The following is a 15,089-nucleotide window of genomic DNA, read 5'->3' on the forward strand; positions in this document are numbered from 1 at the left end:
TTATGAGGCGCCTCATAACAACAACACGCCGCAGGTCAACTTAATGGGGGGCGGTGCTTCGGCGGATGATCAGCTTGCTGGGGACCAGTTTCGGGTCCGTTGGGGCGGCGCCGTCTCCCGTCAGCTGCGTGATCAGCTGCTCGACCAGGTGGCGGCCCAGGGCGGTGAAGTCCTGCCGGACGGTGGTCAGGGGCGGGGTGAGGAACGCCGCCTCCGGGATGTCGTCGAAGCCGATGACGCTGACGTCGTCGGGCACCCGGCGGCCGCTCTCGTGGATCGCCCACAGCAGCCCGAGCGCGATCTGGTCGTTGGCCGCGAACACCGCCGTGACGTCGCCGTCGGCGGCGAGTAACCGGCCCCGCTCGTAGCCGGACCGGGCGCTCCAGTCGCCGGGCGCGCAGTCGGGGACGCCGGCGCCGGCCTCGGTGAGCGCGTCCCGCCAGCCGCGCGTCCGCTCGGTGGCCTCGGACCAGTCGTCCGGGCCCGGCAGGTGGTGGACGGTCCGGTGCCCGAGTTCGAGGAGGTACCGGGTCGCCTCGCGCGGCGCCAGGTAGTGGTCGCCGGACACGGTCGGGACGGCCGCCTCCGGCCCGAGCAGGACGGTCGGCAGGTCGCCGGGCAGGTGCCGCAGCGCCTCGTCCGGCGGGACGTGCCCGGGGATCATGATGATGCCGTCCACGCCCTGGTCGCGGAACCGGTCGACGGCGCCCGCGACGGCGCCGTGCCCCGGCGACTCCAGGCTCGCGACGCTGGTGAAGAAGTCGGCGGCGCGGGCGTTCCGCTCGATCGCCGAGATGATCGACGCGGGGCCGAACAGCGCGGTGTCGAAGCTGACGACGCCGAGCGTCCGGGACCGGCCGGTGGCCAGGGCCCGCGCCGCCGCGTTCGGCCGGAAGTCCAGTTGCGCGGCGGCGGCCAGCACCCGGTCGCGGGTCTTCACGCTGACCATCGGATGGTTCTTGAACACCCGCGACACGGTCTGGTGGGAGACCCCTGCGAGCCGGGCGACGTCGCGGAGCCCGGGTCTGGCGGGTGGTGTGGAGGTCATGTCACCTCGGAACATACCGGGTCCGCCGTCCCCGGGCCGCGCCCGCTCAGCGGGACGCCCCGGCGCGCCGCTTCGCCCAGATGTCGAACGCGACCGCCGCCAGCAGGACGAGGCCCTTGATCAGCATGACCCGCTCGCTCGGCGCGCCGAGCAGCGACATGCCGTTGTTGATCACGCCCATGATGAGGCCGCCGGTGATCGCGCCGACCACCTTGCCGACGCCGCCCTGCACGGCCGCGCCGCCGATGAACGCCGCCGCGATCGCGTCCAGCTCGAACATGTTCCCGGCGGTCGGGCCGGCCTGGTTGAGCCGCCCGGCGAACACGATCCCGGCGATGGCCGACAGCACGCCCATGTTGACGAACAGCCAGAACGACACCGACTTCACCTTGATGCCGGACAGCCGCGCGGCCAGCGGGTTGCCGCCGAGCGCGTAGACGTGCCGGCCGAACACGGCCCGGTTCATCACCAGCGTCGAGCCGAGGACGAGCACGCCCAGCAGGACGAGCACCCACGGCATGTTCTTGAACCGGGCGAGCTGCACGGCCATGAACACGACGACCACGACGCCGAGGGAGTACCTCAGCACGAACATGGTCAGCGGCTCGACCTTCTGGCCGTAGCGGATGCGTCCCTGCCGGTTCCGCCAGCCGAGGCCGACGTACCCGCCGACCAGCGCGAGCGCGACCAGCAGGGTGAACAGGTCGGCGCCGCCGAGCGGCCCGAGCCCGATGTTGCCGAGGTAGCCGGACAGGAAGCCGTTCGCGATCGTCCGCACCTCGTCCGGGAACGGGCCGATGCCCTGGTTGCCGAGGACGGTCAGCGTCAGCGCGCGGAACACCAGCATCCCGGCCAGCGTCACGATGAACGCCGGGATCTCGAAGTAGGCGATCCAGTACCCCTGCCAGGCGCCGATCGCGGCGCCCGCGAGGATCGTCAGCAGGACCGCGATGGGCCACGGGACGTTGTGCTCGACCATCAGCACGGCCGCGATGGCGCCCGTCACCGCGACCACCGACCCCACCGACAGGTCGATGTGCCCGCCGATGATGATCAGGATCATCCCGATGGACAGGATCAGGATGTAGGAGTTCTGGACGATGATGTTGGAGATGTTCTGCGGCGACAGCAGCTGCCCGTCGGTGAGCACCGCGAACAGCGCGACGATCAGCCCGAACGCGATGTAGATCCCACTCTGCCGCAGGTTGACCGGCAGGGTCCGGCCCGGCTTCGGCCGCTCCGCCGGCGGCGGTGACACGGCCTTGTCGGCCGACGCGACGCTGCTCATGCTCTGGTCTCCTCGGTCTGGGTCATGTCTCGGTCTGGGTCATGTACTGCATGAGGCGCTCCGGGGTCGCGTCCGCGCGGCTCACCTCGCCGGTGATGCGGCCCTCCGCCATCGCGTACAGGCGGTCGCAGATCCCGATCAGCTCGGGCAGCTCGGACGAGATCACCAGCACCGCGCGGCCCTGGTCGGCCATCCGGTTGATGATCGAGTAGATCTCGTACTTGGCGCCGACGTCGATGCCGCGGGTCGGCTCGTCCAGGATCAGCACGTCCGCCTCCGTGAAGATCCACTTCGACAGGACGACCTTCTGCTGGTTGCCGCCGCTCAGCTGCCCCGCCGGCGTGAGGACGCTCGGCGTCTTGATGTTCATCTCCGTGCGGAACCGCTCCGCGACCTCGTACTCGCGGTTCTCGTCCACCCAGCCGGCCTGCGCGAGGCCGCGCAGCCCGGCGGCGGAGATGTTGCGCTTGACGTCCTCGATGAGGTTCAGCCCGTAGGTCTTGCGGTCCTCGGTCGCGTAGGCGAGCCCGTGCCGGATCGCCTCGGTGACGCTCCGGACCGCGATCTCCGTGCCGTCCTTGTAGATCCGGCCGGTGATCCCGGTGCCGTAGCTGCGGCCGAACACGCTCATGGCGAGCTCGGTCCGGCCCGCGCCCATCAGCCCGGCGAGCCCGACGATCTCGCCGCGGCGCAGGGTGAGCGCGGCGCGGTCCACGACGACGCGGCCGTGCTGGGTGGGGGAGTGGACGGTCCAGTCCTCGATCCGCAGCACCTCGGCGCCGATGTCGGGGACGCGGTCGGGGAACCGGTTGTCGAGGTCGCGGCCGACCATCCCGGAGATGATGCGGTCCTCGGAGACGTCGCCGGACATGTCGAGCGTCTCGATCGTCCGGCCGTCCCGCAGGATCGTGGTGGAGTCGGCGATCGCGCGGATCTCGTTCAGCTTGTGCGAGATGATCACGCAGGTGATGCCCTCGTCGCGCAGGCCGCGCAGCAGGTCCAGCAGGTGCGCGGAGTCGGCGTCGTTCAGCGCGGCGGTCGGCTCGTCCAGGATGAGCAGCCGCACCCGCTTCGACAGCGCCTTGGCGATCTCCACGAGCTGCTGCTTGCCGACGCCGAGGTCCATCGCCGGCGTCACCGGGTTCTCCTTCAGCCCGACCCGGGCCAGCAGTTCCCCCGCGTCGGCGTTGGTCCGGTTCCAGTCGATGAGCCCGAACCGGCCGCGGCGCTCGTTGCCGAGGTAGATGTTCTCCGCGATCGACAGGTACGGGCTGAGCGCCAGCTCCTGGTGGATGATGACGATCCCGCGCTGCTCGCTGTCGCGGATGCCGGAGAACCGGCACGGCTCGCCGTCGAACTCGATGTCGCCGCTGTACTCGCCGTGCGGGTACACGCCGGACAGCACCTTCATCAGCGTGGACTTGCCGGCCCCGTTCTCGCCGCAGATCGCGTGGATCTCGCCCCGCCGCACCTCCAGGTTCACGTCCTGCAGAGCCTTGACCGCGGGGAAGGTCTTGGTGATGCCGCGCATCCGCAGTATCGCGTCGGTCATGGTCCTCCTTGCGGGGGGACGGGTGGGGCGGCCCGCCGGGGAGGTGGCGGGGGCCGCCCCACCCGGGGCGTTACTTCAGCTGGGCCTCGGTGTAGTAGCCGGTGTCGACGAGTTCCTTCTTGTAGTTGTCCTTGTTCACGATCACCGGGTTGAGCAGGTACGACGGGACGACCTTCTCGCCGTTGTCGTAGTCCTTGGTGTTGTTGACCTCGGGCTTGTCGCCCTTCAGCACGGCGTCGGCCATCTTCACGGTGACGGCGGCGAGCTGCCGGGTGTCCTTGTAGACGGTCGAGTACTGCTCGCCCGCGATGATCGACTTCACGGACGCGACCTCGGCGTCCTGCCCGGTCACGATCGGGTACGGCTGGCCGGGCGTCCCGTAGCCGTTGGACTTCAGCGCCGACAGGATCCCGATCGACAGGCCGTCGTAGGGGGACAGCACGCCCTGGATCTTCGTCCCGCCGCCGTAGTAGCGGGTGAGGAGGTCCTCCATGCGCTTCTGCGCGCGCTCGGGCTCCCAGCGGAGCGTCGCGATCGTCTTGAAGTCGGTCTGGCCGCTCTTGACGACGAGGGTCTTCTTGTCCAGGTACGGCTTCAGGGTGTCCATCGCGCCGTTGTAGAAGTACGACGAGTTGTTGTCGTCGGGGGAGCCGGCGAACACCTCGATGTTGAACGGGCCCTTCGCCGTGCCCTCCGAGCCGTCCGCCTTCTTCAGCCCGAGCCCGACGAGCAGGGACGTCGCCTGCTGCACGCCGACCTTGTAGTTGTCGAAGGTGGCGTAGTAGTCGACGTTCGGTGAGTTGCGGATCAGCCGGTCGTAGGAGATGACCGGGACGCCCTTGTCGGCCGCCTTCTGCAGCTGCGTCGTCAGCGCCGTGCCGTCGATGGAGGCGATGACCAGCAGCCGGGCGCCCTTGGTGATCTGGTTGTCGATCTGGTTGGCCTGGGTCGGGATGTCGTTCTCGGCGTACTGGAGGTCGACCTTGTAGCCGAGCTGCTCCAGCTGCTTCTTGAGATTGTCGCCGTCGTGGATCCAGCGCTCGGACGAGCGGGTCGGCATGGTGACGCCGATCAGGGCGCCGGCCGCCGGCTTCTTCTCGGCCTTCTCCTTGTCGGCGGTCTTCTGCGTCGAGCCGCACGCGGTCATGCCGAACGCGAGGCCGAGGCCCAGCGCCAGGCTGACGAACTTCCTACGCTTCACGTCTCACCTCGGGGGTGGTGCCGGTGTCCCCGGACACACTGTTACCGGTCACACTGCCATGTCAAGGCCCCCTTGTGGGCCGCGCCACAACCGTGACCTCCCCGCCACGTCAGCCCCCTTCCGGGCGGACGCGCGCGAGCGAGCCCGCGGCCGGAACGGCCGCGGGCTCGCCATCTGCGGGTTCGGGGAAGAGGTCCGGGAGGGCCGGGTCAGCCGCGGGCCCCGGTCAGGACTCGCTGAAGTCGTCCCGGGAGAGGCCCTTCTCCGCCATCTTGTCCTCCAGCTCCGCGCCGAGCTCGTTGCGGGTGTCCGGGGCGCCCCGGGGCTTCTCCTGGTCGGCGTCCCGGTTCGGGTCGCCGCCCGGTTTCATGACGACCTGATCGGTGTCGTCGGTCTTCGGCGCGTTCTCCTCGGGCGTGGTCATCTCGGCCCCCGTCTCGTATGGCTCACAGGTTGTCGTCACGGCTCGCGGCACGTCCCGGCCGTCGCGCTACGGGCTACCCGGGGGCGCTCCCCTCTAACGGCCGGCCGCCGGTCAGCGGGCCGGCCGGGAGCCGCGGCGGTGGCCCACCCGTATCCCGCTCCACACCAGGTTGATGAGGAACAGCACGATGCCGATGATCAGCAGGTAGAACAGGCCCTTCACGACGACGCCGATGATGCCGAGCGCCACCGCGACGAGCAGGATGAACAGGAACAGGGCCATGGCTCGATCCTTCCTGGACGGCGCGTCAGCGGCGGGCGAGCCGGCGCTCGTCGGGCGCGGCCTGGTAGGCCAGGTCGTAGTGGGCGAAGACGGCGCTCTCGTCGCCGGCCGGAAGCTCCCCGTCGGTGTCGATGGCGGGCGCGCCCTTGACCTGCTTCTTCGGACGCGCGACCCGGAGGTGCTCCGGCCCGACGGTCGCGCCGTCCAGCGGCGCGAACACCAGCCGCTGCCGCATCGGCATGCCGGTCTTGATGGTGGCGAAGACCGGCTGGTCGGTGAGGGTGTCGACGTAGACGGCCTCCAGCTCGCCGATCTTGCTCCCGGCCTCGTCGACCACCGTCCGGCCGCGCCATTCCCGGATGTCCTCGATCTCGAACATGTCCTTGTCCAGCCGTTGTGCGGAAAACCTCTTCTACGGCGTCATCTACCCAGCTCACAGCGGATATGTCGCGGATCTCGGCTTTCCGTGCGGGTCCGTCCTCAGGCGGGCGCGACGGCGCCGTACCCCGCCAGTTCGTCCTGGTAGGGGAAGGTTCCGGGGATGTAGGAGCACCAGGGCTCCGCCGCGTACGGGTCGCCGGACGTGGCGAGGGCCCGCGAGCGGGAGCCGCCGCAGAGCGTCCGGAACTCGCAGGCGCCGCACTTCCCGGTGAGGTTGGCGGGGTCGCGCAGCCCGACGAACAGCGGCGACGTCCGGTAGATGTCGGGCAGCCGCTCGCGGCGGACGCTGCCCGCCGGGGTGGGCAGGAAGCCGCTGGGGTGGACGGTGCCGCGGTGCGAGACGAACACGAACCCGCGTGCCGAGCCGACGTCCATCGGCGCGCGCCGGGCGCGCCGGACCGGCAGGTCCAGCTCGGCCAGCCGCCGCCGCAGCCCGGCGTAGAGCGGGCCGAGGCCGAGGGCGGGCACGTGGTCGGCGCCGTGCCGCCGCAGGATCTCCCGCTGGACGGCGATCCGGCGGAAATGGTGCGCCTCCGTCGTCCGGGCGGGGACGTGGGCGCCCGCGTCGTACACGAAGTTGAGGACGTCCTCGACCTGCTCCGGCCCGAGCCCGGGGAGCAGCGTGCCGCGGCCCGTCGGGACGAGCAGGAACGCGCTCCAGGTGAGCGCCCCCAGCTCGTGGACGATGCGGACGATCTCCGGCAGGTCGGTCAGGTTGTGCCCGGTCACCGTGGTGTTGATCTGCACCTTCAGGCCCAGGTCGCGGGCGGTCCGCCAGGCGTCGAGCGTCCAGCCGTAGACGCCCGGCGTGGCGCGGAAGTCGTCGTGGATCCGCGCGTTCGACCCGTCCAGGCTGAGCGAGATCGCCCGCGCGCCCGCGTCCCGCAGCCCGGTCAGGCCGGCCGCGGTGAGCGTCGGCGTGCCCGACGGCGACACCGCGACCGGCAGGCCGATCCGGGAGCCGTGCCGGACGAGGTCGAACAGGTCCGGGCGCTGGAACGGGTCGCCGCCGGTGATGACGAACAGCGGCGGCGGGCTCCCGAACGAGGCGACCTGCTCCATCAGGCCGAACGCCTCGGCCGTGCTCAGCTCGCCGGGGTCCCGGTCGGGCCGGGCCTCGGCGCGGCAGTGCCGGCAGGCGAGCGGGCACGCCCGCGTCGCCTCCCAGATCACGATGAACGGCCGGTCGGCGGTGTCGTGGCGGGGGACGCGGATCTGTTTCGCGGTCGCTTTCGCGGCGGCTTTCGCGGTCATGGCGGGCTCACGTTCGCAGCAGGTAGTCGATCGCGTCGGCGGCGGTGTAGTCGCCGCCGGTCGCGCGGACGAGGCCGGGCAGGAAGCCGAGGTCCTGGCCCAGGGTCGGCAGCGGCGGCTCGGTGTAGCCGTCCGGCCGGTGCTGGCCGTGGCCGATGTTCGCGACGAGCGCGTTGCAGAGGCAGCGGCGCCCGTCGGTCTCCTCGGCGGCGCCGCCCTTGCGGACGTAGGCGTCGACGGGCTCGGCCGGGCAGCGGTAGCCGACCTTCCCGTCCTCCTTCAGGTAGGGCGTGCGGAGGTAGCTCAGGTCGCACAGGCGGGGGCGCTTGGCGTAGACGTCCGGCTCGGAGAGCGTGCCGGGCAGCGCGGCGACCTTGAACGGGAACCCGGTCGGCGAGGCGCGGGGGTCGTTGCGGACGCGGAGCGTGCCGTCCAGCGCGCGGTCGATCAGCTCTTTGCGCAGCCCGGGTTCGAGCCCGGACTCGCGGCACAGCGCGAACACGCTGCCCGCCTGGATGCCGGCGGCGCCGGCCGCCCGCGCCTCGGTGAGCGCGCCGGGCCGCGCGTGGCCGCCCGCCAGCCAGAACGGCAGGCCGAGCGCGGCGACCTTCGCCGGATCGACCCGGTCCCGCTGGCCGTAGACCGGCTCGCCGTCGTCGTCCAGCCGCAGCCGCCCGCGCGGCGGCGCGCTGTGCCCGCCCGCGACCGGCGTCTCCAGCACGAACCCGTCCGGGCGGGTCACCGGCGACCGGTGCAGGTACAGGGCGAGGACGGACGACGACACGATCGCCAGGAACCGGGGCCGCTCCACCGGGCCGCCCGACAGCGACGCCGGGTCGAACGCGAACGGGCGGCCCTCCTCGGCGCCCGCGACCGTCACGGTCACCCGGCCCGGGGACCCGGCGGCCAGCGCGTCCAGCAGCGCCGGGATCTCGCTCGGGATCCCCGCACCCATCAGCACGTAGTCGACGCCGGCCAGCATCGCCCCGTAGGCGGCGGCCGGGGTGGCGAGCTGGATCTTCTCCAGGTAATTGATCCCGACCGGGCCGCCGTGCCCCTGCCTGGCGAGCCACACCTCGGCGAAGTTCCCGGCGACGGTCAGCTCGTCCCGCGTCCGGTTCGCCCGCAGGCCGAGCTTCGGCACCGGCCGGAACCGCTGCCCCGGCTCGATCCCGCCGGGCACGAAGTAGCGCTCCAGGACGCGTTCGGCCACCCCCGGCAGCGGCAGCGCGGCGAGCGCGCGGCGCAGGTGGCCGCCCTCGTCCCCGGCCTGGAGCGCGCGGGCGAGCAGCGCGTCCAGCGCGACCCCGGAGACGACGCCGAGCTGCCCGGTCCGGGCGACGGCGTTCGCCAGCCGCCACCCGGAGACGCCGGCGCCCATGCCGCCCTGGACGATGCGCGGCCCGCCCGGCTCAGACATCCCGGTCCCGCACGCGGAGGCCGAACGCCTCCACCAGATCGGGCAGGGGGCCGCGGACACGACGGTGCTCCGTGCGGAACACGCCGGTGAACGCTTGGACGAGTGTCGGCATCGGTCGCCTTTCTTCGGTCGGGGGGTCAGACCCGTTCGAGGACTTCGGGGAACGGGCGGCGGGGCGTACCGGGCACGATCGGCCCGTAGCCGAACCGGATGATCGACTGGATGTGGCCGTGCGGCCGGTCCCCGGCGGGCCGGGTGCCGCGCCCGTCCAGGAGCTGGGTGAGCATCGAGGTCGCCACGCCGCGCCGCGCGGCCGTGAGCAGGACCCGCTGCAGGGCCTGCCCGGCCCGCAGCCAGTCGCGCGGGCCGTCGCCCCGGGTGAGCAGGACGCCGAGCTGGGGCCGGGCGGAGAAGTCGTCGGCCGCCCGCCCGGCGGCCGCGCCGGCCGCGCCGAAGTCGCGCAGCGGCAGGCCCCGCCCGCTCGGCCGCGGCCCGAACGCGTACCAGGGGATGCCGTCGCCGCGGGTGCGGTCCGGCGTCCAGCGGGCCAGCTCGGCGAGGTAGCCGGGGTCGGCGGTGAGCCCGGCGTCCGCCGCCGCGACCAGGCTGAGCAGGTACGCCGTGGTCTGCGGGCCGGGCAGGCTCAGCGCCACGCCCTCGTCCCGGGCCGCGGCCGTCAGCTCGTCCCGGACGATCTGCGGCACCCGCCGCTTGCCGAACGGGCCGCGGTTAGTGCGCCGGTGCGGGATCGCCGCGTACAGCTCCGCCTGGGCCGGTGACGGCATCGTCGCGTCCACGGCCCGCACGGCCGCCAGCAGCTGCGGCCGCCGGTCGGCGTCCGGGAGCGGTTCGACCAGCGGCCGGTGCCCGGTCGCCCGGATCGCCAGCCGCAGGTTGAACAGCGCGGCGCCGCAGCTGATGTGCAGGGCCCGGCCGCACGGGTCGATGACCGGCAGCGCGCGGCCGGTGTCGGCGTGCAGTTCCATGACCGCCGCGTCCTCGTCCAGCCGGAAGAACCAGGGCTGGGTGTTGTGCACCGACGGCGCCGCGACGGCCGCGGTCACCAGCCGCCGGACCCCCACGTGCGTCGCGAACGGATGGAGCATGGCGCACCTCCTCGTGCTGCCGCTGTGCTCCCTACGCTTCCGCCCGCCGGCCCGGCCGCCCCAGGGCCGAAGGTCCCGCGGGCTCGGGGACCAAGGACGGTACGTCCGCGAACCGGGCCCTTCGGTCCGCGCCGCCGGGACCTTCGGCCCTCCCCGCGCCGGGCGCACCGCCCGAACCCTGGAGGCATGACCGTTCCACGCCCGTCCTGGCATCCCGCCGCCGCCGGTGTCGTGGTCGGCTGCCTGCTGACCGCCGCCGCGGTGCTCTTCGCGGGCAGCGGCCGGACCGATACGCCCGCGCAGACGGTCACCGCGTCGGGGACGCGGGTGGTGGAGGTGACGTTGGCGAACATGCGCATCCGTCCGGGGACGATCGAGGCGGCGCCTGGGACGCGTCTTGTTCTGCGGGTGACGAACAGGGATGCGATGCGGCATGACTTGCGGTTGGAGTCGGGTCAGGCGACGCCGTTGCTGGGTCAGGGGGAGTCTGCGACGTTGACGGTGCCCTCGGTGAAGGGTCCGATCGATGGGTGGTGCACGGTGCCCGGTCATCGTGCGGCCGGGATGACGATGCAGATCAAGACCACGTCGTCGGGTGCGCATGGGTCGCACACGCCGTCGGCGGTGCCGTCGATGGACCATCAGGCGATGGGGACCGGGCAACTCGATCTGGCGGCGCCGATGTCGCCGGGGTGGAAGCCTTACGACGCTGCGCTCAAGCCCGCGCCCGGTGCCAGGGAGCATCGCGTCGAACTGCACGCCACTGATCGGGAGTTGGAGGTGGCTCCGGGGGTGCGGCAGGCGATGTGGACGTTCGGTGGGACGGTGCCGGCTCCGGTGCTGCGCGGCAAGATCGGCGATGTCTTCGTGATCACCCTGGTCAACGACACCACCATGGGCCACGGGATCGATTTCCATGCGGGTTCGCTGGCGCCGGATGTGCCGATGCGCACGATTCAGCCGGGTGAGCGGTTGACTTACCGGTTCAAGGCCGAGCATGCGGGGGCGTGGTTGTATCACTGCTCGACGATGCCGATGCTGCAGCACATCGCCAACGGCATGTACGGCGCGGTCATCATCGACCCGCCCGACCTGCCCCGCGTGGACCGCGAATACGTGCTGGTCCAGGGTGAGCTGTATCTGGGGCAGCCCGGCTCCACGGCCCAGGTGGCCAAGATGCGCGAGGGCCGCCCGGACGCGTGGATGTTCAACGGCACCGCCGCCGGCTACGACCACGCCCCGCTGACAGCCCGCGCCGGCGACCGGGTCCGGGTCTGGGTGGTGGACGCGGGCCCGTCCACCAGCACGGCGTTCCATATCGTCGGCGCGCAGTTCGACACCGTCTACAAGGAGGGCGCCTACCTGCTGCGCAACGGCGACCCGGGCGGCTCCCAGATCCTGGACCTGGCACCGGGCCAGGGCGGTTTCGTCGAGACCGTCGTCCCCGAGGCCGGCCACTACCCGTTCGTCGACCATGACATGCGGCACGGAGAATCCGGCGCCCACGGCATCCTGAAGGTGACCCCATGACCTGGTGGTCCGTCGTCCGCTTCCTGCACGTCTCGGGGGCCGCGCTGTGGGTGGGCGGGCAGCTCACCATCTCCCTGGTGCTGCTGCCGCTCGCCCGCCAGAAGCTCGCCGTCGAGCAGTACACCGGGATGGCGCGGGAGGTCGGCCGCCGCTTCGGCATCTTCACCGGGGCGGTCTTCCTGCCGGTGCAGATCACCACGGGCGTGGCGATGGCCCGGCACAAGGGCGTGACCTGGGCGTCGCTCACCGAGCCCGGCTACGGCCGCATCCTCGCCGCCAAGCTGCTGCTGTTCGGCGCCGTCGTCGCGGTCGCCGGCGTGCACGGCTGGGCCGCCTCCCGCCACCCGTCCTTCGCGCGGGCCATGGCGCTCGCCTCGCTCGCCGGCTCCGTCGGCATCGTCCTCATCGCCACCGCACTGCCCAGCACCTAAGGGGAGACCCATGACCGACCGCCGTGACCGTCCGCTCGTCTACTCGTGCTCGGGCTGCTCCAGCGCGGCCCAGATGACGAACTGGCTGGCGATCCAGCTCGACCGCCGCGGGGTCGCCGAGATGTCCTGCATCGCGGGTGTCGGCGGCGACGTGCGGAGCCTGGTCCGCAAGGCCACCAGCGGGCGCACGATCATCGCGATCGACGGGTGCGCCCTGGAGTGCGCCCGGCACTGCCTCGCCCGGCACGGCGTGACGCCCGACGTCCACCACCGGCTCAGCGACGCGGGCGTCCGCAAGCGCCTCGGCGAGGACTTCGACACCGGGCAGGCCGAGGAGGTCCTCGACGCGCTCCTCCGGCGCGTCGAGACGGAGACCGGCCGGCTCAGCGGCCCCGCTGGATGAGCTTCAGCGCCTCCACCAGCAGGTAGGACGCGGCGGCGATCACCGCGATCCGCGCCCACGCGGCCGCGTCGAGCGGCGCGGAGTCGAACACGTCGTTCATGAACGGCGTGTAGGTGTAGAGCACCTGGATCGCGACGAGCGCCAGCGCGCTGACGGCCACCCACGGGTTGCGGCGGACGCCGCCCCACAGCAGCGGCCGGTCCAGCGACAGGCAGTTGAACATGTAGGTCAGCAGGGTCAGCGCGAACACGTTGACGACGATCGTCTGCGCGACCTCGGGGGACGCGCCGTGCGACCGCTCCCAGTGCTGCAGGCCGAAGGAGCCGGCGAGCAGGACCGCCGACACCAGCAGGATCCGGGTCGTCATCGCGCGGGTGAGCAGCGGCAGCGCCGGGTCGCGCGGCGGGCGGCGCATGATGTGCTCGTCCTTCGGCTCGACCGCGAACGGCAGCCCGAGGACGAGCACCGCCGTCATGTTCAGCCACAGCACCTGCAGCGGCAGGATCGGCAGCGCGGTCCCGGCGACGATCGCGGCGACGAGGACCAGGCCCAGCCCGATGTTGGACGGCAGCGCCCACACGATGAACTTCACCAGGTTGTCGAAGACGCCGCGGCCCTCCTCCACCGCCCGCTCGATGGAGGTGAAGTCGTCCTCGGTGAGCACCATGTCGGCCGACTCCTTGGCGGCGTCGGTGCCGGTGCGGCCCATCGCGACGCCGATGTCGGCCTGCTTGAGCGCGGGCGCGTCGTTGACGCCGTCGCCGGTCATCGCGATCACGTGCCCCGAGCTCTGCAGGGCCTGGACGAGGCGGAGCTTCTGCTCGGGGGAGACGCGGGCGAAGACGGTCGTGTCGCGGACCCGCTCGGGGGAGTCGTCGGCGGCGAGGTCGGCGCCGGTCATGACCGCGCCGCCGAGCCCGACCCGGGTGCCGATGGCGGCGGCCGTGGCCGCGTGGTCCCCGGTGATCATCTTGACCTGGATGCCGGCGTCGTGGCACGTCCGGACGGCCTGCGCGGCGTCCGGGCGGGGCGGGTCGAGCATCGCCTGCAGGCCGAGGAAGGTCAGCGCGGGCAGCTCGTCCAGCGTGGCGGCGCGGCCGCGGGCGAAGGCCAGCACGCGCAGGGCCTCGCCGCCGTAGGACTCGGCGCGGGCCACGACGGCGGCGCGGTCCAGCGGGACCGGCTCCCCGCCGGGTCCGGCGGCGCCGTCGCACAGCTCCACGATGCGCTCGACCGGCCCCTTGACGTACACGGTGCCGTCCTCGTGCAGCGTCGCCATGTAGCGGCGCTCGGAGCTGAACGGCCGCGTGGCGGTCCGGGCCGGGACGCGGTCGAGCCCCGCCTTGGCGGCACTGGTGACCAGGGCGCCCTCGGTCGGGTCGCCGGTGATCTGCCAGCCGTCGTCCTTCTCGACGAGCTGCGCGTCGTTGCAGCCCAGCCCGGTCAGCAGCGTTTCCTTCAGGACGGGATGCGCGGCGAGGTCGGCCGCGCGTCCCTCGTGCTCGATGCGGCCGTCCGGGGCGTAGCCGGTGCCGGTGACGGTGTAGTCGCGCCCGCCCGCGGTGATCGCGGTGACGGTCATCTGGTTCTGGGTGAGCGTGCCGGTCTTGTCGGTGCAGATGACGGTGGTGCCGCCGAGGGTCTCCACGGCGGGCAGGTGCCGGACGATCGCGCCGCGCCGCACCATCCGCGCGACGCCCAGCGCCAAGGTGATCGTCACGACGGCGGGCAGCCCCTCGGGGATCGCGCCGACCGCCAGCGCCACCGCCGCGGTCAGCATCTCGGTGGCGTCCCGGCCGCGCAGGATCCCGATCACGAAGGTGACCGCGGCGAGCACCAGGATCGCCACCGTCACGACCTTGCTGAACTGGGCGATCTTGCGGGTGAGCGGGGTCTGCACGGTCGCCGTGGTGTGCACCAGCCGGTCGATGCCGCCGAGCTCGGTGTCCGCGCCGGTCGCCACGACCAGCCCGGCGGCCCGGCCGGCGGTCACCAGCGTCCCGGAGAACGCCATCGCGGTGCGGTCGGCGAGGGCGGCCTCGGGCAGCGCCGCCGGGTCCTTGGCGACGGGCACCGACTCGCCGGTCAGCGCCGACTCGTCCACGGCCAGCTCGTCGGTGCGCAGCAGCCGCAGGTCGGCCGGGACCTTGTCGCCGGCCTCCAGCTCCACCAGGTCGCCGCGGACCAGGTCCGCCGCCGGGATCCGCCGCCGCACACCGTCCCGGACGGCCACCGCCGTCGTCCGCGCCATCGCGGCGAGCGCGGTCAGCGCCTTCTCCGCGCGCGACTCCTGGACGAACCCGACGATCGCGTTCACGACCACCACGCCGAGGATCACGACCGCGTCGACATGCTCGCCGAGCAGCGCCGTCACCGCGGCCGCCGCGAGCAGGACGTAGATGAGCGGGCTGTTGAACTGCAGCAGGAACCGCAGCACCGGCCCGCGCCCGCGCGCCGCCGGAAGGGTGTTCGGCCCCTCGCGCTCCAGCCGGGCCGCGGCCTCGGCCGGGGCCAGCCCCCGGGCCGCGTCCCCGCCGAGGTCGCGCACGACGTCCGCGGCGGGCCTCCGGTAGGGCGCGGGACCCGCCGTCATCGGGGGCGGGGAGTCTTGCGGTCGGCCTTGAGCTGGGCGGCGAGGGCGGCGGCCTGGGTGCGGCGGCTCATGCCGAGCTTGGCGAAGATGTTGGAGATGTAGTTCTTGACGGTCTT

At 72.6% G+C, this 15,089-nt stretch carries 15 protein-coding genes; 3 read left to right on the forward strand and 12 right to left on the reverse strand.

All coding sequences use genetic code 11. The features are described 5' to 3' along the window. Positions 1-40: 40 nt before the first annotated feature. From ABZ806_RS43155 to ABZ806_RS43200, 10 genes are all read right to left on the reverse strand, one after another. Positions 41-1,048 (reverse strand): LacI family DNA-binding transcriptional regulator, encoded by a 1,008-nt coding sequence (locus tag ABZ806_RS43155; RefSeq protein WP_500225408.1) that lies wholly within the window; start codon positions 1,046-1,048, stop codon positions 41-43. Between the two features lie 46 nt (positions 1,049-1,094). Next, the gene (mmsB, locus tag ABZ806_RS43160) at positions 1,095-2,336 is read right to left on the reverse strand and encodes a multiple monosaccharide ABC transporter permease (protein ID WP_500225410.1); all 1,242 of its coding nucleotides are present in this window, start codon (positions 2,334-2,336) and stop codon (positions 1,095-1,097) included. A 22-nt stretch (positions 2,337-2,358) separates the two neighbouring features. Next, the gene (mmsA, locus tag ABZ806_RS43165) at positions 2,359-3,888 is read right to left on the reverse strand and encodes a multiple monosaccharide ABC transporter ATP-binding protein (RefSeq protein WP_500225412.1); all 1,530 of its coding nucleotides are present in this window, start codon (positions 3,886-3,888) and stop codon (positions 2,359-2,361) included. 70 nt (positions 3,889-3,958) lie between these two features. Next, positions 3,959-5,089, reverse strand: a complete 1,131-nt coding sequence (chvE, locus tag ABZ806_RS43170; protein ID WP_500225414.1) for a multiple monosaccharide ABC transporter substrate-binding protein — start codon at positions 5,087-5,089, stop codon at positions 3,959-3,961. Between the two features lie 226 nt (positions 5,090-5,315). Then, positions 5,316-5,513: a hypothetical protein gene (locus ABZ806_RS43175; protein ID WP_500225415.1), complete on the reverse strand. Its 198-nt coding sequence runs from the start codon at positions 5,511-5,513 to the stop codon at positions 5,316-5,318. Positions 5,514-5,624: 111 nt separating this feature from the next. After that, positions 5,625-5,795 (reverse strand): hypothetical protein, encoded by a 171-nt coding sequence (locus ABZ806_RS43180; RefSeq protein ID WP_203597140.1) that lies wholly within the window; start codon positions 5,793-5,795, stop codon positions 5,625-5,627. Positions 5,796-5,820: 25 nt separating this feature from the next. Then, complete coding sequence (locus tag ABZ806_RS43185; protein WP_500225417.1) at positions 5,821-6,174, reverse strand: PRC-barrel domain-containing protein; 354 nt, start codon at positions 6,172-6,174, stop codon at positions 5,821-5,823. Positions 6,175-6,275: 101 nt separating this feature from the next. Further along, positions 6,276-7,490: a TIGR04053 family radical SAM/SPASM domain-containing protein gene (locus ABZ806_RS43190; protein WP_500225419.1), complete on the reverse strand. Its 1,215-nt coding sequence runs from the start codon at positions 7,488-7,490 to the stop codon at positions 6,276-6,278. A gap of 7 nt (positions 7,491-7,497) precedes the next feature. Beyond that, positions 7,498-8,910: a beta/alpha barrel domain-containing protein gene (locus tag ABZ806_RS43195; protein ID WP_500225420.1), complete on the reverse strand. Its 1,413-nt coding sequence runs from the start codon at positions 8,908-8,910 to the stop codon at positions 7,498-7,500. Between the two features lie 137 nt (positions 8,911-9,047). Beyond that, positions 9,048-10,016 carry an Acg family FMN-binding oxidoreductase gene (locus tag ABZ806_RS43200; protein ID WP_500225424.1) on the reverse strand — a complete coding sequence of 323 codons (969 nt, stop codon included), beginning with the start codon at positions 10,014-10,016 and terminating at the stop codon, positions 9,048-9,050. A gap of 186 nt (positions 10,017-10,202) precedes the next feature. Here ABZ806_RS43200 and ABZ806_RS43205 point away from each other — a divergent pair, with 186 nt between their 5' ends. From ABZ806_RS43205 to ABZ806_RS43215, 3 genes are read left to right on the forward strand one after another with little or no spacing between them, the layout of a single operon-like run. Further along, on the forward strand, positions 10,203-11,546 hold the full coding sequence (locus ABZ806_RS43205; protein WP_500225429.1) for a multicopper oxidase domain-containing protein: 1,344 nt from the start codon (positions 10,203-10,205) through the stop codon (positions 11,544-11,546). Then, the gene (locus tag ABZ806_RS43210) at positions 11,543-11,977 is read left to right on the forward strand and encodes a hypothetical protein (protein ID WP_500225432.1); all 435 of its coding nucleotides are present in this window, start codon (positions 11,543-11,545) and stop codon (positions 11,975-11,977) included. The genes ABZ806_RS43205 and ABZ806_RS43210 overlap by 4 nt, the downstream gene beginning before the upstream one ends. 10 nt (positions 11,978-11,987) lie before the next feature. After that, entirely contained in the window at positions 11,988-12,380 is a 393-nt protein-coding gene (locus tag ABZ806_RS43215; RefSeq protein ID WP_500225434.1) for a putative zinc-binding protein, read from the forward strand. Here ABZ806_RS43215 and ABZ806_RS43220 read toward each other — a convergent pair. Beyond that, a complete protein-coding gene (locus ABZ806_RS43220; protein ID WP_500225437.1) occupies positions 12,361-14,973 on the reverse strand; it encodes a cation-translocating P-type ATPase in 2,613 nt (870 codons plus the stop codon). The genes ABZ806_RS43215 and ABZ806_RS43220 overlap by 20 nt on opposite strands. Continuing rightward, positions 14,970-15,089: LuxR C-terminal-related transcriptional regulator (locus ABZ806_RS43225; protein WP_500225440.1), on the reverse strand; the 120-nt coding region annotated here is incomplete at its 5' end. The genes ABZ806_RS43220 and ABZ806_RS43225, both read right to left, overlap by 4 nt.

It is taken from the genome of Spirillospora sp. NPDC047418, assembly GCF_040643275.1.
GTDB lineage: Bacteria > Actinomycetota > Actinomycetes > Streptosporangiales > Streptosporangiaceae > Spirillospora.

What these genes read in the sequence shown, in the direction of transcription:
- ABZ806_RS43155 (WP_500225408.1), bottom strand. Translation starts at nt 1,048, where the DNA reads ATGACCTCCACACCACCCGCCAGACCCGGGCTCCGCGACGTCGCCCGG.
- ABZ806_RS43185 (WP_500225417.1), bottom strand. Translation starts at nt 6,174, where the DNA reads ATGTTCGAGATCGAGGACATCCGGGAATGGCGCGGCCGGACGGTGGTC.
- ABZ806_RS43220 (WP_500225437.1), bottom strand. Translation starts at nt 14,973, where the DNA reads ATGACGGCGGGTCCCGCGCCCTACCGGAGGCCCGCCGCGGACGTCGTG.
- mmsB (WP_500225410.1), bottom strand. Translation starts at nt 2,336, where the DNA reads ATGAGCAGCGTCGCGTCGGCCGACAAGGCCGTGTCACCGCCGCCGGCG.
- ABZ806_RS43190 (WP_500225419.1), bottom strand. Translation starts at nt 7,490, where the DNA reads ATGACCGCGAAAGCCGCCGCGAAAGCGACCGCGAAACAGATCCGCGTC.
- ABZ806_RS43200 (WP_500225424.1), bottom strand. Translation starts at nt 10,016, where the DNA reads ATGCTCCATCCGTTCGCGACGCACGTGGGGGTCCGGCGGCTGGTGACC.
- mmsA (WP_500225412.1), bottom strand. Translation starts at nt 3,888, where the DNA reads ATGACCGACGCGATACTGCGGATGCGCGGCATCACCAAGACCTTCCCC.
- ABZ806_RS43205 (WP_500225429.1), top strand. Translation starts at nt 10,203, where the DNA reads ATGACCGTTCCACGCCCGTCCTGGCATCCCGCCGCCGCCGGTGTCGTG.
- ABZ806_RS43180 (WP_203597140.1), bottom strand. Translation starts at nt 5,795, where the DNA reads ATGGCCCTGTTCCTGTTCATCCTGCTCGTCGCGGTGGCGCTCGGCATC.
- ABZ806_RS43215 (WP_500225434.1), top strand. Translation starts at nt 11,988, where the DNA reads ATGACCGACCGCCGTGACCGTCCGCTCGTCTACTCGTGCTCGGGCTGC.
- ABZ806_RS43195 (WP_500225420.1), bottom strand. Translation starts at nt 8,910, where the DNA reads ATGTCTGAGCCGGGCGGGCCGCGCATCGTCCAGGGCGGCATGGGCGCC.
- ABZ806_RS43175 (WP_500225415.1), bottom strand. Translation starts at nt 5,513, where the DNA reads ATGACCACGCCCGAGGAGAACGCGCCGAAGACCGACGACACCGATCAG.
- ABZ806_RS43210 (WP_500225432.1), top strand. Translation starts at nt 11,543, where the DNA reads ATGACCTGGTGGTCCGTCGTCCGCTTCCTGCACGTCTCGGGGGCCGCG.